At 59.4% G+C, this 21423-nt stretch carries 20 protein-coding genes and 1 other RNA gene; 11 read left to right on the forward strand and 10 right to left on the reverse strand.

What is annotated here, in order from left to right; translation table 11 throughout:
- Window positions 1-29: 29 nt before the first annotated feature.
- Window positions 30-596 (reverse strand): nucleotide exchange factor GrpE, encoded by a 567-nt coding sequence (grpE, locus tag ORL50_RS12865; RefSeq protein ID WP_266015190.1) that lies wholly within the window; start codon window positions 594-596, stop codon window positions 30-32.
- A 239-nt stretch (window positions 597-835) separates the two neighbouring features.
- Here grpE and recN point away from each other — a divergent pair, with 239 nt between their 5' ends.
- Window positions 836-2509 (forward strand): DNA repair protein RecN, encoded by a 1674-nt coding sequence (gene recN / locus ORL50_RS12870; RefSeq protein WP_266015192.1) that lies wholly within the window; start codon window positions 836-838, stop codon window positions 2507-2509.
- Window positions 2510-2631: 122 nt separating this feature from the next.
- Here the strand turns inward: recN and fur are convergent, their stop codons facing one another.
- Window positions 2632-3036, reverse strand: a complete 405-nt coding sequence (gene fur, locus ORL50_RS12875) for a ferric iron uptake transcriptional regulator (protein WP_003197684.1) — start codon at window positions 3034-3036, stop codon at window positions 2632-2634.
- A 97-nt stretch (window positions 3037-3133) separates the two neighbouring features.
- Here fur and ORL50_RS12880 point away from each other — a divergent pair, with 97 nt between their 5' ends.
- Window positions 3134-3661, forward strand: coding sequence for an outer membrane protein assembly factor BamE (locus tag ORL50_RS12880; protein ID WP_266015215.1), 528 nt, complete (start codon window positions 3134-3136; stop codon window positions 3659-3661).
- Window positions 3662-3719: 58 nt separating this feature from the next.
- On the opposite strand, the gene ORL50_RS12885 is transcribed toward ORL50_RS12880, so the two are convergent.
- The 3 genes from ORL50_RS12885 to ORL50_RS12895 are packed head-to-tail and all read right to left on the reverse strand — an operon-like array spanning window position 3720 to window position 5872.
- Complete coding sequence (locus ORL50_RS12885; protein WP_266015217.1) at window positions 3720-4034, reverse strand: RnfH family protein; 315 nt, start codon at window positions 4032-4034, stop codon at window positions 3720-3722.
- On the reverse strand, window positions 4027-4461 hold the full coding sequence (locus ORL50_RS12890) for a type II toxin-antitoxin system RatA family toxin (protein WP_266015219.1): 435 nt from the start codon (window positions 4459-4461) through the stop codon (window positions 4027-4029). Before ORL50_RS12890 ends, ORL50_RS12885 begins: the two co-directional genes overlap by 8 nt.
- A 7-nt stretch (window positions 4462-4468) precedes the next feature.
- Window positions 4469-5872, reverse strand: a complete 1404-nt coding sequence (locus ORL50_RS12895; RefSeq protein ID WP_266015222.1) for a sodium-dependent transporter — start codon at window positions 5870-5872, stop codon at window positions 4469-4471.
- A gap of 118 nt (window positions 5873-5990) precedes the next feature.
- Here ORL50_RS12895 and smpB point away from each other — a divergent pair, with 118 nt between their 5' ends.
- Window positions 5991-6473: an SsrA-binding protein SmpB gene (gene smpB, locus ORL50_RS12900; RefSeq protein ID WP_028623113.1), complete on the forward strand. Its 483-nt coding sequence runs from the start codon at window positions 5991-5993 to the stop codon at window positions 6471-6473.
- Between the two features lie 130 nt (window positions 6474-6603).
- Here the strand turns inward: smpB and ORL50_RS12905 are convergent, their stop codons facing one another.
- Window positions 6604-7371 carry a GntR family transcriptional regulator gene (locus ORL50_RS12905; RefSeq protein ID WP_266015225.1) on the reverse strand — a complete coding sequence of 256 codons (768 nt, stop codon included), beginning with the start codon at window positions 7369-7371 and terminating at the stop codon, window positions 6604-6606.
- A 262-nt stretch (window positions 7372-7633) separates the two neighbouring features.
- Here ORL50_RS12905 and ORL50_RS12910 point away from each other — a divergent pair, with 262 nt between their 5' ends.
- The 8 genes from ORL50_RS12910 (at window position 7634) to ORL50_RS12945 (ending at window position 17582) form a co-directional block, all read left to right on the forward strand.
- Entirely contained in the window at window positions 7634-9328 is a 1695-nt protein-coding gene (locus ORL50_RS12910; protein WP_266015229.1) for a lactate permease LctP family transporter, read from the forward strand.
- Window positions 9329-9480: 152 nt separating this feature from the next.
- Window positions 9481-10305 (forward strand): (Fe-S)-binding protein, encoded by an 825-nt coding sequence (locus tag ORL50_RS12915; protein WP_266015232.1) that lies wholly within the window; start codon window positions 9481-9483, stop codon window positions 10303-10305.
- On the forward strand, window positions 10302-11756 hold the full coding sequence (locus tag ORL50_RS12920) for a LutB/LldF family L-lactate oxidation iron-sulfur protein (RefSeq protein WP_266015235.1): 1455 nt from the start codon (window positions 10302-10304) through the stop codon (window positions 11754-11756). Before ORL50_RS12915 ends, ORL50_RS12920 begins: the two co-directional genes overlap by 4 nt.
- On the forward strand, window positions 11756-12427 hold the full coding sequence (locus ORL50_RS12925; RefSeq protein WP_266015238.1) for a LutC/YkgG family protein: 672 nt from the start codon (window positions 11756-11758) through the stop codon (window positions 12425-12427). The genes ORL50_RS12920 and ORL50_RS12925 overlap by 1 nt, the downstream gene beginning before the upstream one ends.
- Entirely contained in the window at window positions 12424-15234 is a 2811-nt protein-coding gene (locus ORL50_RS12930; RefSeq protein ID WP_266015241.1) for an FAD-binding and (Fe-S)-binding domain-containing protein, read from the forward strand. The genes ORL50_RS12925 and ORL50_RS12930 overlap by 4 nt, the downstream gene beginning before the upstream one ends.
- A 127-nt stretch (window positions 15235-15361) precedes the next feature.
- Window positions 15362-15643 (forward strand): PA2433 domain-containing protein, encoded by a 282-nt coding sequence (locus ORL50_RS12935; RefSeq protein ID WP_266015244.1) that lies wholly within the window; start codon window positions 15362-15364, stop codon window positions 15641-15643.
- Between the two features lie 98 nt (window positions 15644-15741).
- Window positions 15742-16138: a transfer-messenger RNA gene (gene ssrA, locus ORL50_RS12940) on the forward strand.
- Window positions 16139-16325: 187 nt separating this feature from the next.
- On the forward strand, window positions 16326-17582 hold the full coding sequence (locus ORL50_RS12945) for an integrase domain-containing protein (protein ID WP_073452177.1): 1257 nt from the start codon (window positions 16326-16328) through the stop codon (window positions 17580-17582).
- Between the two features lie 148 nt (window positions 17583-17730).
- Here ORL50_RS12945 and ORL50_RS12950 read toward each other — a convergent pair whose 3' ends face one another.
- From ORL50_RS12950 to ORL50_RS12965, 4 genes are read right to left on the reverse strand one after another with little or no spacing between them, the layout of a single operon-like run.
- Window positions 17731-18000: a hypothetical protein gene (locus ORL50_RS12950; RefSeq protein WP_073452175.1), complete on the reverse strand. Its 270-nt coding sequence runs from the start codon at window positions 17998-18000 to the stop codon at window positions 17731-17733.
- Complete coding sequence (locus ORL50_RS12955) at window positions 18000-18980, reverse strand: integrase domain-containing protein (RefSeq protein ID WP_095145081.1); 981 nt, start codon at window positions 18978-18980, stop codon at window positions 18000-18002. Before ORL50_RS12955 ends, ORL50_RS12950 begins: the two co-directional genes overlap by 1 nt.
- Window positions 18964-19317 carry a hypothetical protein gene (locus tag ORL50_RS12960; RefSeq protein WP_095145082.1) on the reverse strand — a complete coding sequence of 118 codons (354 nt, stop codon included), beginning with the start codon at window positions 19315-19317 and terminating at the stop codon, window positions 18964-18966. Before ORL50_RS12960 ends, ORL50_RS12955 begins: the two co-directional genes overlap by 17 nt.
- Window positions 19304-20710 (reverse strand): YfjI family protein, encoded by a 1407-nt coding sequence (locus ORL50_RS12965; protein WP_073452169.1) that lies wholly within the window; start codon window positions 20708-20710, stop codon window positions 19304-19306. Before ORL50_RS12965 ends, ORL50_RS12960 begins: the two co-directional genes overlap by 14 nt.
- Between the last annotated feature and the right edge of the window lie 713 nt (window positions 20711-21423).

Consider the following 21423-nt stretch of genomic DNA (forward strand, 5'->3'; position numbering starts at 1 on the left):
ACTTCTAAATGGGGGCCTTGCGGCTAATTTCAAGCCTGCTCATCAATAGAAGGCGAAACTGGCGCAGGTGCCTTGCTGACCACGACCATGGCCGGGCGCAGCAGACGACCGTTGAGCTGGTAGCCCTTCTGAAACACCTTGAGCACGCTGTTCGGCTCTACATCGGCGCTTTCCTGCATGGCCATCGCCTGATGATGAACGGCGTTGAACGGTTCGCCATGCGGGTCGATCGCTTCCAGCTGATAACGCTTCAGGGTGTCCTGGAACATTTTCAGGGTTAGCTCGATGCCTTCGCGCATTGGACGGATGCTTTCGTCGTCCGGGCTGGACAACTCCAGGCCACGCTCCAGGCTGTCGATAATCGGCAGCAGGTCGCTGGCGAATTTTTCCAGGGCGAATTTATGAGCCTTTTCTACATCCTGCTCGGCGCGACGGCGGACGTTCTGCAGATCGGCGGCTACACGCAAAGCCTGATCCTGCGCGCCTGCCAGTTGCTCTTCGAGCACTTGTACACGGGTCGCCAGGTCATCGCCCGAAGTCTCGGGCGCCTGATTGGCGTCTGGATTTTGCGTATCCACTGTCTGTTCGTCAGCCATAGATTTCTCCTTTCAATTACGTCCGCGAGCTCAACTCGCGCTTCTGCCCAGCTATATGGGGCCGCAGAAACAGGCTTCAAGGGGCGAAGCGAATTAACCCTACAAAAAACAGCTGCATTTTGATTCCGACAGGACTAAGGGTTTCGTCGGATCAAGCAAAACGAGCTAAGCGAGGGCATTGTCAGCCAGAATGAAAACACTGTATAAATAACCAGACCTAACACCTGGGAGCGGCCCTTATGCTGGTGCACCTGTCTGTACACAACTACGCCATCGTTGAACATCTCGATCTGGAACTCGATCGCGGGATGAGCGTTATCACAGGGGAAACCGGCGCCGGCAAGTCGATCATGCTCGACGCCCTGGGCCTGACCCTGGGCGATCGCGCTGACAGCGGAGTGGTGCGCCCCGGCGCAGACAAGGCCGATATCCTGGCCACCTTTGATCTGGTCGACATTCCGGAAGCCAGCGCCTGGCTGGCCGAGCGCGACCTCGAAAGCGACGGGCCGTGCATCCTGCGCCGGGTGATTACCGCCGAGGGTCGCTCCCGTGGCTATATCAATGGCACGCCCTGCCCCCTTGGCGACCTCAAGTCCCTTGGCGAACTGCTGATAGATATCCACAGCCAGCACGAACACCAGTCCCTGCTCAAGACCGATACTCATCGCCGCCTACTCGACGAATATGCTGGCGCAACCGACCTGTCCCGCCACGTTCAGCTGGCCGCCCAGCGCTGGCGCCAGACCCGCCACGAGCTGGACCGCCTCTCCAACTCCGGGGACGAACAGCGCGCCCGCCATCAATTGCTCAGCTACCAATTGGAAGAGCTGGAAAACCTTGGCCTTGGTGAAAACGAGCTGGAGCAGCTGGAGCAGGAGCACAAGAACCTGACCAACGCCGAGACACTCCTGGGCATCTGCCGCCAGGTCGTTGAGCAATGCAGCGAAAGCGATTCAGGAAATGTCTTGAACGCGCTGACTGCCAGCCTCAATCGACTATCGAGCGTGAATAACTCCATCGGCGCCCTGGGCGAAGCCAGCAGCTTGTTGACCAGTGCGCAGATTCAAGTCGAAGAGGCCGTGGGCGAATTGAACCGCTTTCTCGACAACTTCGATGCCGACCCGGCGCGCCTGCAATACCTGGAAGAGCGCCTGGATGCGATCTACACCATGGCACGCAAGCACCGGATCCAGCCGACCGAAGTTGCGGAAATGCAGCAGAGACTGCTGGATGAAATCGAGACGTTGAACGCCAACGATGAATCCATCGAGCGCTTGAGTGATGAGCTTGCGTCGTACGCGCGGCATTATCACGAGAAGGCCCGCGACCTGAGTGACCTGCGCCGTCAGGCGGCTGGCAGCCTGGCCAGTGCGGTGGAGCAGGAAATCCAGCGCCTGGGCATGCCTGGCGGGCGCTTCAGCATCGAACTGCGGCCCAACAGCAGCGATGAACTGCTGCCTAACGGGCTGGAGCAGGTCGAACTACTGGTCAGCGCCAACCCCGGCCAACCGCTCAAGGCCTTGGCGAAAGTCGCGTCCGGCGGTGAGTTGTCGCGCATAAGCCTGGCCATTCAGGTCATCACCGCCCAGACCTCACGAGTGCCTACCCTGGTGTTCGACGAAGTGGACGTTGGCATCGGCGGCCCCACCGCAGAAATCGTCGGCCAGTTGCTGCGCCGTCTCGGCGAGCGTGGTCAGGTGCTGACGGTAACTCACTTGCCGCAGGTAGCCGCACAGGGTCATCAACATCTATTTGTGCACAAGGTCCGCGGGGAGGACGCAACCCGTACGGCCGTGTCCAAGCTGAGCAAGAATGATCGAGTGGAAGAAGTGGCGCGGATGCTCGGAGGCATCGATCTCACCAAGGAATCTCTCGCTCACGCGAAAAAGATGGTGGTTACCGCAAAAAATTAAAGCGAACCCTGCGGCCGCTCCGCCAGGAACCGTTTGCAAACCCATACAAGCAGCACAAAGCACGAAGGCGACCCTGGGGTCGCCTTCGCTCGTTTCGCGAACCGTAGGTTCACGCGACATGCTTACTTTTTCTTGCGTACGTACAGCACAAGATTGTGATCAACCATCTCAAAGCCATACTTGTCGACGATGGCTTTCTGCAGGCGCTCGATCTCTTCGTCGAAGAATTCGATCACTTCGCTGGTTTCGACGTTGACCATATGGTCGTGATGCTTGCCGTCGTCCAGCTCGAAGACCGCATGGCCTCCGTCGAAGTTGTGCCGCACCACAAGGCCAGCTGCCTCGAACTGGGTCAGTACACGGTAAACCGTGGCCAGACCGACGTCCTCACCAGCCTCCATCAGCGCCTTGTAGACGTCCTCGGCACTCATGTGGCGTTGCTCGGCGGAATCGAGCATTTGCAGAATCTTGACCCGTGGAAGGGTCACTTTGAGGCCGGCTTTGCGTAGTTCGCTATTTTCAACCATGGTCAGCTTTCTCGCGATGCTGCTTCGCAGCTTCTCTTAATGCGGGTATGATCGGCGTTTACGTTGTCCCAGCCAAGATAGTGGAAGTCGCCCACCGATGCAAAACACCAAGCTCTTGCTAACCAGTTTCACCTTTGTGGGACTGCTCGCACTCGCCGGTTGTTCATTCCCCGGGGTTTACAAAATCGACATCCAGCAGGGCAATGTCGTCACGCAGGACATGATAGACCAGTTACGCCCGGGAATGACCCGTCGGCAAGTACGGTTTATCATGGGCAACCCTCTGCTGACTGACACGTTCCATGCCGATCGCTGGGATTATCTGTACAGCCTGCAACCCGGTGGCGGTGAACGCCAACAGGAACGCATTAGCGTTATCTTCAACCCAAATGACCAACTTGTCAGCCTTTCCGGTGATTTCATGCCGGGTGTCAGCCGAGACGAAGCTATTCTCGGCCAGGATAGTGGCACTAACGTGACCGCTCCTGCGGAGAACGTCGAGCAGCCGAAACCGGAAAAACCGGTGAAGCCAGGTTCGTTGCTGGATCAGATCCAGAAGGACGTGGATGGTGTAGAAACCGTTCCGGTCCCGACTCCAGAGCCTCTGGACACCTCGCCGCAATAATTTGCGACGCATTAAAAAACCCGGCATGCCGGGTTTTTTATTGCCTGCTGTTCGTCGGTTAGAGGTTACGCGCCTTGGCCTCTGCCGCTTTCGCTGCACGCAGTCGCCGGACTTCTTTCGGATCCGCCAGCAACGGCCGGTAGATCTCGATCCGGTCACCCGCCACAACGAGCCGGCTATTCGGGTCGGCGATCACCTTGCCGAAGATTCCTACGGGGTACTCCTCAAGATTCAGCTCGGGAAACGCCTGGCCAACCCCGGAGCGCCGCACAACTTCGCGCACAGTCAGCCCCGGCGACACGCTCACGGCCAGCAACAGCTGCCGATCAATGGCGGCATATACCACTTCGACGTCGATCAAGGCCTCAACCATGCATTTGCTTGGCACGCTGGCAGAACGCGTCCACCAGGGTATTGGCGGCCTGATTGAACAGCGGCCCCAACGTCGCGCGAACGATCGGCCCCGCATAATCAAACGACAGATCAAGGCTGATCTTGCAGGCCTTTTCGCCCAACGGCTTGAAAACCCAGACGCCGTGCAGCTGATTGAACGGACCTTCTTCCAGGTTCATCTCGATGGACTGCCCGGGCACCAGCGTATTGCGCGTCACGAAATGCTGCCTGAGCCCGCCCTTCGCCACGCCAACACTGGCGCGCATGTGTTCGGCAGAGCTCTCCAGAACCTCGGCAGACGAGCACCAGGGCAAGAACTCCGGATATCGCACCACGTCGTTGACCAGGTCGTACAGCGCTTGTGCCGGATACGGCAGCAGGGCGGAACGTTGAATGTGAGTCGTCATGTCAGCGTCACTTCCACAGCTGGGCGGCAAACACTACAAGAATGCCGATGGGCGCCACATAGCGCATCAAAAACAGGGACAGGGCGAACAGTGCCGGGCTGCGGATCGACAATTCGTCACGCACCGCCTCACGGCCCATCACCCAGCCTGCAAACATCACGAAACATAGCCCGCCAAGGGGAAGCATGATTCGCGAGGTGAAGAAATCGATCACGCCGAAGAAGTCCAGACCGCCCGCCGCACCCCATTGATAGAGGTGAAACATCCCGCCTTCGTTCACGAAAAACTTGGCTTCCTTCCAGATATTGAAGGAAAACACCGTGCCCAGCCCGACAAACCAGCAGGTGAAAGCCAGCCAGAACGTAACCCAGGCGCGGCTGACTTTGGTTCGCTCCACCAGGTACGCCACCATCGGCTCCAGCAGAGAAATCGCCGAGCTCCAGGCTGCAACGGCCACCAGCACGAAAAACACTACGCCCATCAATTGGCCGAACGCTACGTTGCCAAAGGCGAACGGCAGGCTGACGAACATCAGCCCGGGGCCCTCGCTCGGGTTCAAGCCAGCAGCGAACACGATGGGGAACAGGGCCAACCCGGCAACCAGGGACACGAAGGTATCCAGCAGCGCCACACCCACCACCGTACCGGATATCGACGAGTCCTTCGGCATGTACGCGCCGTAGATCATGATCGAACCAACGCCGACACTCAGGGAGAAGAACGCGTGGCCCATCGCTGGCAGCAGGCCATCGAGGACTTTTTCCGGATGGAAGTCGAACATGAAATGCACGCCTTCCATAAAGTGGCCAGTGGTCATGCTGTAACCCAGCAACACCAGGATCATCACGAACAGCAGGGGCATCATGATCCGCAGACTGCGTTCAAGCCCGGCGACCACGCCTTTGGCGATCACCACAGCCGACAGCAGCATGAATATTGTGTGCCAAAGTGTCAGGCGCCAAGGGTCGGCAATCACATTACCGAAATAGGCGCCGACCTGATCAGGCGTAACGCCCTGGAAATCGCCGCGCCCCATGTCGATGATGTAATCCAGCGACCAGCCGCCCACCACGCTATAGAAAGACAGGATCAGCAACGCCGTGATCATGCCGGCGAATGCGCCCCAGGACCACTTGCCCGAATGCCCCGCCTCAATGGCCAGCACCTTCAAGGCGTTCGCCGGGCTTTGCCGGGCGCGACGGCCGATCAGGGTTTCGGCCAGCATGACCGGCACCCCGATCAGCGCGATGCAGGCCAGGAACATCAGCACAAAGGCACCGCCGCCATAGACGCCGACCATGTAGGGGAATTTCCAGATACTACCCAGGCCCACGGCCGAACCGGTCGCGGCGAGTATGAAGACCCAGCGGCTAGCCCAACTGCCGTGGACAGAAACCTTGTCTGTCGACATCGTTATCACGCCCAAGCGTTCAAAAAAGAGCGCGCATTGTCCGGGATTCAATCAACCTGCTCAAGCACGTAGCGATACCGTAGCCGACTTGCTTGCAACTCCCTATAATGCCGGCCCTATGGCTAAACAGAAGAAACACCCCACAGGGACCATCGCGCAAAATAAAAAGGCGCGACACGATTACTTCATCGAACATCGGTTCGAGGCTGGTCTGGTCCTGGCCGGCTGGGAAGTAAAGAGTTTGCGGGCGAGCAAGCTACAACTGGTTGACAGTTATGTACTGCTCAAGGATGGCGAAGCCTGGCTGCTCGGCAGTCATATCACGCCGCTGATGACCGCAAGCACCCACGTCATTGCTGACCCGACCCGCACGCGCAAGCTGCTGCTCAACCGGCGCGAGCTGGAAAAGTTGGCCGCGGCCGTGCAGCAGAAGGGTTACGCCTGCGTATGCCTGTCCTGGTACTGGAGCAAGCACATGGTCAAGTGCGAGATCGCTCTGGGCAAGGGCAAGAAGGAATACGACAAGCGTGATACCGAGCGCGAACGCGACGCCGGGCGAGAGCTACAGCGCGCGGTGCGGAACAAGGGCAAGGAAGATTAATCTTCTTTCAGCCTGAGACCGCTATCGCGAGCAGGGTTCACTCCTACAGGGTTTTGTATCGTTTACATAACCCGTGTAGGAGTGAGCCTGCTCGCGATGGCGATCGCACATCCACCACAAATCTCACTGACTACATCCCCTTGCGCCGCTCCGCCCGAGCCACGCGCTGCACTTCCTGACGCACCTCCTCCAGTACTTCCTGCACATACAGGATATGCCTGCTGGATACCTCTCGCGCCTGCTCGGCACGCCCCTCGATAATCGCCAGGTACAACTCCCGGTGCTGAGTGATCAGCATGTCGCGAGTCTCGGTGCGCTGCTTGTACATCCCGCCGATGTTGGTCACGACATTGCGCTTGAGCAGATCGAACAGCCCACGAATCGTGTGCAACAACACCGCGTTGTGACTGGCTTCGGCAATCGCCAGGTGGAATTTCGCATCGGCGGCGCCCTCCTCCGCGCGACTGACTTCATCGTGTCGCGTGTAGCAGTCCTGCAGCTGATTGAAGGCCGCCGTCAATCGCTCGCGATCAACGTCGGTCGCGCGCAGCGCCGCGTAGTAGGCGCATGAAGCTTCCAGGGTGTGACGAAACTCCAGCAGATCGCGCTGAGCCTCGGGATTGCTTTCCAGCAGATGCAGCAACGGATCACTGAACGTCGTCCCCAGGGATTCCACCACATAGTTGCCACCACCCTGACGACTGACCAGCAAGCCCTTGGCCGCCAGTTTCTGGATGGCTTCGCGCAACGACGGCCGCGACACGCCGAACTGCTCCGCCAACGCACGTTCGGCCGGCAATCGCTCACCCGCCTTCAGCGTGCCCTCCAGGATCATCCCTTCGAGCTGCTCGACAATATCGTCAGACAAACGGCGCTGCCGAATCTGATCAAACCCCATGACTCATTTCTCCACGATCCCGACCACTCGCCGGGCTCTCTATTCTGGCCTATCGGCACTGCGCAGGCACCTGCCAGACGCGGCTAAGTCGAGCTAAAAAATCGACCCGCCAGGCGCACCTACGACAAAAGTTTCAGGGCGGCAAATTGACACACCCACCAGAAGGCTTTTACCCTAGCCAACAGCGATTGTAAATTGGTATTACCAATTATCCAAGCACGCTGATCAGTGCCTGACCAACAACAATTAGGGGCCACCCCATATGCAAACCTGGCAACAGCTCTACAGTCCGCTCGGCAGCCTTGGTCTGTCCGCACTCGCGGCCGTCATACCCATCGTATTTTTCTTCCTCGCGCTGGCGGTGTTCCGCCTCAAGGGCCACGTGGCCGGCAGCATTACACTGGCATTGTCGATCGCGGTCGCGATCTTCGCTTTCCAGATGCCGGTGGACATGGCATTCGCTGCCGCTGGTTACGGCTTCGCTTACGGCCTGTGGCCGATTGCGTGGATCATCGTGGCAGCGGTGTTTCTCTACAAACTGACGGTCAAGAGCGGCCAGTTCGAAGTGATCCGCAGCTCGGTGCTGTCGATTACCGACGACCAGCGCCTGCAAGTGCTGCTGATCGGCTTCTGCTTCGGTGCATTCCTGGAAGGTGCGGCCGGCTTCGGAGCCCCGGTCGCCATTACTGCCGCGCTGCTGGTGGGCCTGGGTTTCAACCCACTGTATGCCGCCGGGCTGTGCCTGATCGCTAACACGGCTCCCGTGGCTTTCGGCGCACTGGGCATCCCGATCATCGTTGCCGGGCAAGTCACCGGGATCGACGCGTTCAAGATTGGCGCCATGACCGGTCGCCAACTGCCGTTGCTGTCGCTGTTCGTGCCCTTCTGGCTGGTGTTCATGATGGACGGGATGCGCGGCGTTCGTGAAACCTGGCCAGCAGCACTGGTGGCGGGCCTGAGCTTTGCCATCACCCAGTACTTCACTTCGAACTTCATCGGCCCGGAATTGCCGGACATCACCTCGGCCCTGGCCAGCCTGATCTCCCTGACTTTGTTCCTGAAAGTCTGGCAGCCAAAACGCGCCGCCGGCCAACACATCGCAGGCGCCGTGTCGGCCTCCGTGGTTACCGCCAGCGCTGGCGGCTTTGGCCTGCCGCGCAGCACCGTGGCCTCTCCGTACAGCCTCGGCGAGATTTTCAAAGCCTGGTCGCCGTTCCTGATTCTCACCGTACTGGTCACCATCTGGACCCTGAAACCGTTCAAGGCAATGTTCGCCGCTGGCGGCTCGATGTACAGCTGGGTGTTCAACTTCGCGATCCCGCACCTGGACCAGATGGTCATCAAGGTAGCGCCAATCGTGACTGCGCCTACCGCAATTCCAGCGGTGTTCAAGCTTGATCCGATTTCCGCCACCGGCACGGCGATTTTCTTCTCCGCACTGATTTCGATGCTGGTGTTGAAGATCAACTTCAAAACTGGTCTTACCACTTTGCGCGAGACGTTCTACGAGCTGCGCTGGCCGATTCTGTCGATCGGCATGGTGCTGGCTTTCGCCTTCGTCACCAACTACTCGGGCATGTCTTCGACCATGGCTCTGGTCCTGGCCGGCACTGGCGCAGCGTTCCCGTTCTTCTCGCCGTTCCTTGGCTGGCTGGGCGTGTTCCTCACCGGTTCCGATACCTCGTCCAACGCCTTGTTCAGCTCCCTGCAGGCAACCACCGCGCATCAGATCGGCGTGAACGACACCCTGCTGGTGGCGGCCAATACCAGCGGCGGCGTGACCGGAAAAATGATTTCGCCGCAATCGATCGCCGTGGCATGCGCCGCAACCGGCTTGGTGGGCAAGGAATCGGACCTGTTCCGCTTCACCCTCAAGCACAGCCTGTTCTTCGCCACGATCGTCGGCCTGATCACCTTGGCGCAGGCCTACTGGCTCACCGGCATGCTGGTGCACTAAGGACTACACGCAATAGGCATTAAACCGACGCAGGACCACGATTCCGGCGTCAGCTATTCACCACCCGGTCTGTAAGGCTGCTGAAAGCTTCCCTCTTTATATTCAGCAGCCGCAGCAGACGGATAACCGGGACCACCCGGAGAACACGCCTGATGAGCGAGCTTTTTTACAACGCAGTGCCGAATGCGACCCGAGTTGCACCGCCACTGCCGAAACCTCGGCAATACCCCAGCGAAAAACCAGGACGGGTGTATCTGTTCGGAACTTGTGTGGTGGACTTGTTCTACCCCGAGGCCGGCATGGATGCGATCCACCTGCTGGAACGTGAAGGCATTCGAGTCGAGTACCCGCAAGGGCAAAGCTGCTGCGGGCAACCGGCCTATACCTCGGGCTACACCGAGCAGGCCCGGACTGTAGCGCGAGCCCAGCTGGCGCTGTTCGCCGAGGATTATCCGGTGGTGGTGCCTTCGGGCTCATGTGCGGGCATGTTGCGCGAGCATTATGCCGACCTGTTCAAGGACGAGCCGCATACGTTGCGACAGGTGCAGGCCCTGGCAGCCCGCACCTACGAGTTGGCCGAGTTCCTTTTGTTCGTCTGCAAGGCGCAATTCAAGGACAGCGGCGCACCGGTGAAAGTGGCGTTGCACACTTCGTGCTCGGCACGTCGGGAGATGAATACCCACCTGCATGGCCGCGAGTTGTTGGCGCAGCTGCGCAACGTGGAGCGAGTGGAACACAGCCACGAGAGTGAATGTTGTGGCTTTGGCGGAACGTTCAGCGTCCGTATGCCAGACATTTCCGGGGCGATGGTTGCGGACAAGACGCGGTCGTTGCAGGAGTCCGGCGCGCATCAGGTGCTCAGTGCCGATTGCGGCTGCCTGATGAACATCAACGGCTCGCTGGAGAAACAGAAGGCGGCGTTGCGCGGTCAGCACCTGGCGAGTTTCCTCTGGCAGCGCACCGGAGGTGTTCAATGAACGCTTCCGCGATAATTCCTACGGTTGCCGTGGAAGAAGATTTTCGCACCCGGGCCCACACGGCATTGGGTGACCAGCAGCTGCGAAACAACTTTCGCACTGCAATGGATTCATTGATGACAAAGAGGGCCGCGTCTTTCAGCGATGCCCACGAAAGAGAACATCTGCGAGCGCTCGGCAATGCCGTCCGCGCCCGTGCTTTATCCAAGTTGCCCGACCTGCTCGAGCAACTTGAACAGAACCTGACCCGCAACGGTGTGACAGTGCACTGGGCGGAAACGGTGGACGAGGCCAATGGCATCGTCCTCTCGATCATCCGCGCTCACGAGGGGCGGCAAGTGATCAAGGGCAAATCGATGGTCAGCGAAGAAATGGAAATGAATCATTTCCTTGCTGATCGGGGCATTGAATGCCTGGAATCGGACATGGGCGAGTACATCGTCCAGCTCGACCACGAGAAGCCTTCACACATCATTATGCCGGCAATCCACAAGAATGCCGGTCAGGTCGCGTCCTTGTTCCACGACAAACTTGGCGTGGAGTACACCAAGGACGTAGACCAACTCATTCAGATCGGTCGCAAAGTCCTGCGGCAGAAATTCTTCGAAGCGGACATTGGAGTCTCCGGTGTCAACTTCGCCGTGGCCGAAACCGGCACCCTGCTGCTGGTGGAAAACGAAGGCAACGGGCGCATGACCACCACGGTACCGCCGGTGCACATCGCCGTCACTGGCATCGAAAAAGTCGTGGAAAACCTGCGCGACGTGGTGCCGCTGCTGTCATTGCTGACCCGTTCAGCCCTCGGCCAGCCGATCACCACCTACGTCAACATGATCTCCGGCCCACGCAAGGAGCATGAACTCGACGGCCCGCAGGAAGTGCACCTGGTGTTGCTCGATAACGGTCGCAGCCAGGCTTTCGCCGACAGCGAATTGCGCCAGACCCTCAATTGCATCCGCTGCGGCGCCTGCATGAATCATTGCCCGGTCTACACCCGAATCGGCGGCCACGCCTACGGCGAGGTGTACCCCGGGCCGATCGGCAAAATCATCACCCCGCACATGGTTGGCCTGGCAAAGGTTCCGGACCATCCCAGCGCGTCTTCCCTGTGCGGTGCATGCGGTGAAGTGTGCCCGGTAAAAATTCCTATCCCCGCGTTGCTGCGGCGCCTGCGGGAAGAGAACGTCAAGGCCCCAGACAGCCCGCACCAGGTGATGCGCGGCCAGGGCAGCAAATATTCGCGCAAGGAACGGTTCATCTGGAACGCCTGGGCCAGGCTCAACAGTTCGCCGACGCTGTATCGTCTATTCGGCTTTTTCGCCACACGACTGCGCGCTCTGGCACCGAGTAATGTTGGCCCGTGGACGGAGAACCACAGCGCACCAAAACCCGCTGCCCGCTCACTGCATGACATGGCCCGCGAGCATCTGGCCAAACAGGGAGATCGTTGATGAGCGCCAAGCAAAACATCCTCGCAAAATTGCGCAACAGCCTGACGGGCACCACGCCGGTGGCCGACAACTTCGACGTCGGACTGCTGACAGCGCCCTACACCTACACGCCCGAACAACGCATCCCGCAACTGCGCAAACTGATGGAAGCGGTGCACACCGAGATTCACCTGACCTGCGACGAACAGTGGCCGGAACTGCTTGCGCAACTGGTCAAGGATCGTCAGCTGCCCAGCTTGCTGATTGCACCGACTACAGCTCACGGTCAACGCGTCACTCAGCACTGGGCGAACAATCCTCAGTTGCCGACACTCAAAGCCTACAATCGACCGATCGAGGAATGGAAAGCCGAGTTGTTCCACGATACCCCGGCCAGCCTGACCACCACCCTGGGTGCGATCGCCGCTACCGGCAGCCTGATCCTCTGGCCGACTCGCGAAGAACCGCGCCTGATGAGCCTGGTACCGCCGGTGCATTTCGCCCTGCTCAAGGCGAGCGAAATCCGCGACAACCTTTATCAGGTGCAGCAGGAATTCGAATGGGCGCAAGGCATGCCTACCAATGCCTTGCTGGTGTCCGGCCCGTCGAAGACCGCTGACATCGAACAGGTGCTGGCCTACGGCGCCCACGGTCCGAAAGACCTGGTGGTTTTGATTCTGGAGGACCAATGACTTTACCGGCGGCTTTCCTGCGCGACGCGCAGCAACTGATCCCCCCGCAGCGGCGCTTCGACGACCCGCTGTCGACGCTGGCGTTCGGAACCGACGCCAGCTTTTACCGGCTGATTCCCAAGCTGGTGATTCGGGTCGAGTCCGAAGACGAAGTGGTGGCGCTGCTCAAGCTGGCGCAACGGGACCAGGTTGCGGTGACGTTCCGCGCCGCGGGCACCAGCCTGTCCGGCCAGGCCATCAGCGACTCGGTGCTGATCGTGCTTGGGGATAACTGGAACGGCCGCGAGATCCGCGGTCAGGGCACGCAAATCCGCCTGCAACCGGGCGTGATCGGCGCCCAGGCCAACGCATGGCTGGCGCCGTTCGGGCGCAAGATCGGCCCGGACCCGGCGTCGATCAATGCCTGCAAAATCGGCGGCATCGTTGCCAACAACGCCAGCGGCATGTGCTGCGGCACCGCGCAAAATACCTATCACACCCTGGCCGGCATCCGCCTGGTACTGGCTGACGGAAGCCGCCTCGACACCGAAGACCCGGCCAGTGTCGCGGCATTCCGCCAGAGTCACGCAACGCTGCTGGAGCGCCTGGCGGAACTGGGTCGCGAAACCCGCGACAATACCGAACTGGCTGCGAGAATTCGCCACAAGTACCGTCTGAAAAATACCACCGGCCTGTCACTCAACGCCCTGGTGGATTTCGACGAGCCTGTGGATATCTTGAGCCACCTGCTGGTGGGCTCCGAAGGTACGCTGGGCTTTATCAGCGCAGTGACCTACGACACGGTGATTGATCACCCCAACAAAGCCTCGGCGCTGATCGTCTTCCCGGATGTCGAAACCTGCTGCAACGCGGTGAGTGTACTGAAGAGCCAGCCGGTGTCCGCCGTGGAACTGCTCGACCGCCGCAGCCTGCGCTCGGTGCAGGACAAACCCGGCATGCCGGCTTTCGTACAGCAACTGTCGAACAATGCCTGCGCGCTGTTGATCGAATCCCGCGCCGCGTCGTCCACTTTGCTGCAGGAACAACTGGCGCGAATCATGGCGTCGCTGACCTCGTTCCCAGTGGAAAAACAAGTCGACTTCACTGAAGACCCGGTGGAGAACGCCCGACTCTGGGCGATCCGCAAAGACACCTTCCCCGCCGTCGGTGCCGTGCGTAAAACCGGCACTACGGTGATCATCGAAGACGTCACCTTTCCGGTGGAACAGCTGGCGATCGGGGTAAACCGCCTGATCGAACTGTTCGACAAACATCACTACGACGAAGCGATCCTGTTCGGCCACGCCCTGGAGGGCAACCTGCACTTCGTCTTCACCCAAGGCTTCAACAACCCCGAAGAAGTCGCGCGCTACCAGGCGTTCATGGACGATGTCGCGCAGCTAGTCGCGGTGGAGTTCGGCGGTTCGCTGAAGGCCGAACACGGTACCGGCCGCAACATGGCGCCCTTCGTGGAACTGGAATGGGGCAGCGATGCCTACCAGCTGATGTGGCAGCTCAAGCGCCTGCTCGATCCCGCCGGCATCCTCAACCCGGATGTGGTGCTCAGCCAGGACCCGCAGATCCATCTCAAGCATCTCAAGCCCTTGCCCGCCGCCGACGAGATAGTCGACAAGTGCATCGAGTGTGGCTTCTGTGAACCGGTCTGCCCTTCCAAGGGACTGACTCTGAGCCCGCGCCAGCGCATCGTGATCTGGCGTGATATCCAGGCGAAGAAACGCGCTGGCGTCGACACCGCAGAGCTCGAAGCCGCCTACGAATACCAAGGCATCGACACCTGCGCCGCGACCGGTTTGTGCGCGCAACGCTGCCCCGTAGGAATAAATACCGGCGAGCTGGTGAAAAAACTCCGTAGCCGCAAGGCAACCAGCAAGAAAGCCGCCGACTGGCTGGAAGGAAATTTCGCCACCGCGCTGCAAGGCGCCCGCTTCACCCTGCATGTGGCCAACGGCGCACGAATGCTCCTGGGAGCCCCGCGCCTGGCGAAGTTGTCGGCGACCCTGACAAAATTGTCCAAAGGCCAGGTCCCGCAATGGACCAATGCCATGCCGCAGCCGGAAAAAGCCATTCGCTTCAGCCCGACCCTCTCGGACCAACGCCCTCGGGTGGTGTACCTGGCGGCCTGCGTGTCACGGGTCATGGGCCCCGCAGCCGGCGACAGCGAGCAGATGTCGCTGTACGACAAAACCCGTGGCCTTCTGGAAAAGGCCGGCTACCAGGTAGTCTTTCCGGAAAACCTGGACAGCCTCTGCTGCGGTCAACCCTTCGCGTCCAAGGGTTATGCCGAGCAGGCCGAACACAAGCGCCAGGAACTGATCGGCGCGCTACTGCACGCCAGCCGTGGCGGCCTCGACCCGATCTACTGCGACACCAGCCCGTGCACCTTGCGCCTGGTGCAGGACCTCGGCGAGGTACGCCTGGACCTTTACGACCCGGTACGATTCATCCGCACCCACCTGATGGATCGCCTCGACTTCACCCCGCAGCAAGCCCCCATCGCCGTACACTTCACCTGCAGCACTCAGCATCTGGGCGAAAGTCAGGCGCTGATTGACCTGGCGCGCAAATGCAGCACCAACGTGGTCATTCCGGAAGGCATCCACTGCTGCGGTTTCGCCGGCGACAAAGGCTTCACCACCCCTGAACTGAACGCGCATTCGCTGCGCTCGCTCAAGGATGCCGTGCAGCACTGCAGCGAAGGGATATCCACCAGTCGCACCTGCGAAATCGGCCTGAGCCAACACGGCGGAATCGATTACCACGGCCTGGTCTACCTGGTGGATCGAGTCACCCGCGCGCGAGCCAACTGAAGAAAAAATAGAACCCTTGCGCTCGGCTGTAGTCAACCGGGTAACCCGGCCCTGCCGGGTTTTACCCAAACTCGGCAGCCCGTCCTGACGCCAGCCAAGCCTGGCGCCTCAGTTCAAGGAGATACACATGAAACGTTCTGTACTGTTAGGTCTGTTCGTTACTGCTTCCATGATGGCCTCCACTTCTTTCGCGGCCACTGACGACCTTTGCGAAGTGAATCTGCAGACCATCGCCAATAGCAAGTCGCAGATACAGGCACCGGAAATCCAGACCCGTGTCGACGCCAGTGTCCAGCAAGCCAAGGCGCACCAGGCTATGAACACCAAGGAAGGCACCGAGAAGTGCATTGCTGAGACTACCCAGACCATCCAGGACATCCGGAAGGCTACCAGCGGCACCAATAAATGATCCCCACCCAGCTGGCCAATCTCCGGGTTGGCCTTCTGGGCCGCTTTGCCGTACACTGTACAGGCTTGTTGCTCACCAGATTCACGAGCAATGAGTAAGGGGCCGTTTAGGATTCGACGCCGGTCGCGAAACTTTAGGTGCATGCCGAGTTGGTAACAGAACTCGTAAATCCACTGTTGCAACTACTTATAGTTGCCAATGACGAAAACTACGGCCAGGAATTCGCTCTCGCTGCGTAAGCAGCCTTAGCCCTGAGCTTCTGGTGCCTTCGGGCCCAGCAATCACTAGGGGATGTCTGTAAACCCGAAGTGATTGTCATATAGAACAGAATCGCCGTGCAGTACGTTGTGGACGAAGCGGCTAAAACTTACACAACTCGCCCAAAGCACCCTGCCCTTCGGGTCGCTGAGGGTTAACTTAATAGAAACGGCTACGCATGTAGTACCGACAGCGGAGTACTGGCGGACGGGGGTTCAAATCCCCCCGGCTCCACCACTTCATCATCTAAAGACGTCCACGGACGTCTTTTTTTGTGCCTGAAATCCAGTGAATACTGGGGTTTCAGGGCTATTGGGGGCTTTCGAGGTTTTTAGAGTTCCAGGCGATTTGGTATTCCCAATGGTATTCCCGGCTACCCAGGGCTAATCTTGGGAATACCAAAAAGTGTCATGGAGTACTTCTCATGTGCGCTCAAACCACCCGCCTCTCCGACCGCCAGCTCAAGGCGATCAAACCGAGAGACAAGGATTACGTCCTCACCGATGGCGACGGGCTTCAGCTCCGTGTCAGAGTCAATCGCTCGATGCAGTGGAATTTCAACTACCGGCATCCCGTCACCAAGAATCGAATCAACATGGCACTCGGCTCTTATCCCGAGGTTTCTCTTGCGCAAGCCAGGAAGAAAACCGTTGAGGCTAGAGAGCTGCTTGCACAGGGCATCGACCCCAAAGCTCAGCGTAATGAACTGCAGGAAGCCAAACGAGCGGAAACGGAACATACGTTCGAGAACGTAGCCACCGCGTGGTTCGAATTGAAGAAGGATTCCGTCACCCCGGCGTATGCCGAAGACATCTGGCGCTCACTCACGCTGCATGTATTTCCGAGCATGAAATCAACGCCGCTATCAGAAGTGAATGCCCCGATGGTCATCAAGCTCCTTCGGCCGATTGAGGCCAAAGGTAGCCTCGAGACCGTGAAGCGGGTAAGCCAGCGCCTTAACGAGATCATGACCTACGGGGTCAATTCCGGAATGATCTTTGCCAACCCTCTCAGCGGCATTCGAGCGGTCTTCAAGAAACCCAAAAAAGAGAACATGGCCGCGCTACCAGCTGATGAGCTTCCCGAGCTCATGATGGAAATCGCGAACGCCAGCATCAAGCGGACGACCCGCTGCCTGATCGAATGGCAGCTGCACACCATGACCCGCCCCTCCGAAGCGGCGACCACCCGATGGGCAGATATCGACTTCGACAAACGCCTCTGGACCATCCCTCCGGAGCGAATGAAAAAGCGTCGTCCGCACACAATCCCGCTGACCGAACATGCACTCTCGTTATTGGAGACGCTTAAGCCCCATAGCGCCCACAGGGAATATGTGTTCCCGTCAGATAGAAACCCGCGCACCCACGCGAATAGCCAAACAGCCAACATGGCGTTGAAACGAATGGGTTTTCAGGACCGCTTGGTCAGCCACGGAATGCGCTCCATGGCCAGCACAATCCTGAACGAACATGGATGGGATCCGGAGCTGATCGAAGTCGCGCTGGCGCATGTCGATAAAGACGAAGTTCGAAGCGCCTACAACCGGGCGGATTACATCGAACGCCGGCGTCCGATGATGGCCTGGTGGAGTGAACATATCCAGAAGGCAGCCACCGGCAGCCTGTCGGCATCCGCCATCAATCAAACCAGGGACCGTAACGTCGTGCCGATACGCTGAGCCGGCGACAATCCGTGTCGTGCAGCAGGGCGACTGAAGTGGCGACTGTCGCTAAATCTGCCGCATGCCTGCGCTTCTTCGGCCAAGCCCCTGAGTATGGGAAGGCTCCGCATTCCCATACTCAGGGGCTCACGCTTAAAAGCGTCTATCAGACAACCACGAGTTGCGCCTTTCTGCGGCGGATCAGCCCTGCTGTTAACTCATAGTAATAGACGGTCGCTGGTGCTGAGCAACGCAGATAGTGCTCTAAAAACCATCTGGTGTGCTTTTCCTTCCAGGACCAGGGGGTCGCACAACTCCAGCGCTCACGAATCGCCTTGTGCATCCTTTCTGCCTGCCTGATATGCCGCTGCCGCGTGGCATGCGCACCTTTGAGCACGGGACTCAGAAACAACGCCATATCGAACTCGGACTTCATCAACGACCTCCGATGTAGGCACTCACCACGTCGATGCGGTTATGCCCCAACTCGTGGCTGATCTGCTGGCGTGCACGCTGATCGAGTGCTCGATCGTCTCGATGACCACGACCGCCATTGATGGGCGCGGAGAAGCCGGTCAGTTGCTCATAGCGCTCACAGGCGTAAGCCGCCCGCAGTTCATGAAAGCCTTTCAATCCATGCTCATGCAGGATGTCCCGTGCCGGTCGCACGATTGTCTGTAAGAAATCTTTGTAGCTTTCATCAGGTGTTAACAGATTCCGACTGCCCTTGGGTGAAGCCTCGCTGGCCCTGTCGAGGGCGCCACGAACTTGATCCGTGACCGCAATCCAACGCGGTGCAGATGCGCCTGATCGACCGCCTTTGGTGCCGTCCTGGATATTGATCTTGCCCAGTTGCCGAGCCTCACGTTGCAGCCGGGGCAAGTCCGCCAAGATCGCTTCACGCAGGCGCATGCCGGTCTCCCGAGCAAGGAGCACAATGGCACTCACCCTCGATTGCTGGCCTCGCTCTGACAACGCCTGTGTGATCAACTCGACCTGGACACGGTCTTGGCCTTGCGGGGCCTCACTACGCACACCTGAGCGCTGCAAGCCAAGCGCCTTGCTCGGACTGGGGATTTTGACGTACTGATCACCGCGCAGCGCGGCCATCGTTCGGTTCACGCTGGACAGGCGGTTCTGTGCGGTGGCGATGCCGACGTTGCCCTGATCAACCTGCTCGCGCAAATGGAAGGCGTACCGCATAAGGATCTCGCGGTCGATCTGTCGCGCGTCATTGAGCCTTGGCCCTTCCTCGGATCGACACCAACGCACGAATGCCTGCCAGCGATCGCTATGGGCTTTGACGGTAGCAAAATGGCCGTCGCCAAACAGATCTCTCAGTGCTTGCGGTCCGGCATAGCTGAGCTGGCGACCGAAGCCAAAATTACGTCCCGCTCGCTTACCGACCCGAGCCATTTTTCTGTTCCTGATCGACTGCAGCGAGATCATGCAAAAGGGCTTGCCAGTACGCACTCACGATGGCGAGCTGGGCCCAATCCGTCGGACGAAAACACAGCCTGTTATCGGAGACGTAGAGATGCGCGCCCTCCTCTTTCAACCATTGGATGATGGCTGTCGGCGAGGTGATAGCTTTATGGGTGGTGGCGACACCGGCGACACCGGCGACAACCCTTGTCCTGCCTGGCTTTGAGCGTGGCGACAAAGTGGCGACAGTCGCGGCGACAAACCGCGCTTTCGGCTCCTTTTGGCGCTGAGCCAGGTGGTTGCGCAGCGCTTCATCAAGATTGAACATGGCGCACCTCGAAGGTACAACCGTCGGTGCTCAGCCACTGATGATCAATCAACTCGACCAACAGCTTGGCGGCATGACGACTGCTCTTACGGGCAAATCGGGGACCATTGCGATTCAGCTCCCGAATACTGAAGCGCTTCCAATCTTTGACCTGCAGCCAGCGCAGCAGCCGGTCTGCCTCCTCTTTTACCCGGCACACCGGTTCCTGTTCGGTCAGGCGCTGGATCTCGGAGAGGTAATAGCCGACTAAGGCCGAGGCCCGTTGGATATGATCGACCTCCACGACGCTGCTCTCCTCCACGACTGCCAGATTGCCGGCGACGCGCAGCAGGTTGTCGGCGGCCTTCGATCCGCTAGGCCGTACGCTGGCCAACTCGCCAAACTCACCCAACTGGGCCTCGATGGCATCATGCAGATCAATCCAGCGACGACGAGCCAGTGGACTGAGGCTCAGCGGTGACAGCCGCAAGGCACCGTCAGCGGAAAGCGACCAAGGCTGATGAAACAGGGCCGAAAGACGGTGGTGATATCGCTTTAGGGCGGGGTCTTTGGACAAGTCGACAGCCTGGTAACTGCGTTGTCCGGCCAGGCTGGTGGGCCAGGTCATGAGGCAGCGACCGAGAATGCCTTGCCCCAGCAGCAACGGGTCACTGAGTAACTGCATGGCTAGATACGGTTGCAGCATCAGGTGCAGGCTTAAGCGTCGATCGTAAGCTCGCAAGCTTTCACCCACCATGGACCGCGCGCGATCTATCGGACTGCCGTCCCAGAGTGACGACAAGGTCGTAACCGCTTTCAAACGGTTATCTCGACTCATGGTGCTGCTACCGAGGAATTGTCCCCCCTCGTCACAGAACAGGCCCATGCTCGGCAAGTCATGGCAGAGTCCCTTGATCAGGGCCTCGATAGTCGGATCCGTGGTGATCAGCCTAGGTGCAGAGGGCTCCGCTTCAAGCGGTACGCCGTTTGTGGGGTCGGGATAGCCAGGGTTGATACGCTGCGCCTGCCGCTGCGCGACACGGTACCGGGCGAGTTGTTCACGGTAGCGCTGCCACTGCTCACGCTCCCATTGCCGTGCTGGCAGCAATGCAAAACGATCTGCCGCGGTCTTGCGATCACCTGACGCGGCCACTGTAATCAGGAACAGCGACAGGGGGTAATTTCGTCCATCGAGTTGCAAGCCCGCATGACCTTGAGTGGCTAGCGCCGAGGCAGCCAAGACCGATTGTGCGGCCAGTGCCTGGGGCACGCCGATGACCTCGGCCATGCGCTCAACCGCAGGCCCAAGAATTCCACCCAGTGCCTGGACCGGATAAGGCTCGGCCACGGGGTTTGACTCAATCAGCGGTCGAGGCGGTCGTGGTAGTTCAAGCTTCGGATCTAACTGCTGCATGGGCCCTCTCCTCGGTAATTGCTGGTTGTCCTCACGTAGTCCCGCCACGGCTGTTGAGTGTTATCAGGGATCAAGGCCCCTGCGGCCTGTGAGGTGTTCACTGACGCGGAACACACGGCTCCTTACGACCGGGAGCGAGGGCATGAACCCATGAATCTGGCCTCCTTAGTCGCATCCGAAGATGCGGGCGGGTGGAGGCTGTGCCGACACTGACGAGTTCGGCACCTGGAGATCCTGAGCAGGAGAAGGCAACGACATGGACACCTGGGGCATGCCTGACTGTCAGTCAGGTGCAGCCCTTCCAAAGGCTGCGGCACCGGTGCCTGTATCGATGCGGATGGCGACGAATCAGATTTGTCAGGCCGATTGTCACGAGGAGAGTTGCGGCAATGCCTTGTACGGCGTGGTTTGCAGCAGTGGTACGAGCGCCCGTCTCTTTCCAGCAGAAAGAGACGGGCGCAGTCTGGCGCAACGAAGTGTGCCGAAAGGTGAGGTTGCTGCAGCGCAGCGAGGAAGGTTCATCGTCTGCCGCAGAGGGCAGATCAGTCGAGTGGGCATCCATCACTCTTGGGGAGTGACCGTGCGAGCCGCCGGACGCTAATCGCACTTCGGGAGAACCACCACGCAAGTGGCGTAGCCTTAAAGGTTCTGGCTACCTGGGCTGGTGCTGTCAACAACAGCGGTCCGTGCACCAATTTTTATACCCACTCGAA

Source organism: Pseudomonas sp. RIT-562, assembly GCF_026241895.1.
Classification (GTDB): Bacteria; Pseudomonadota; Gammaproteobacteria; order Pseudomonadales; family Pseudomonadaceae; genus Aquipseudomonas; species Aquipseudomonas mandelii_F.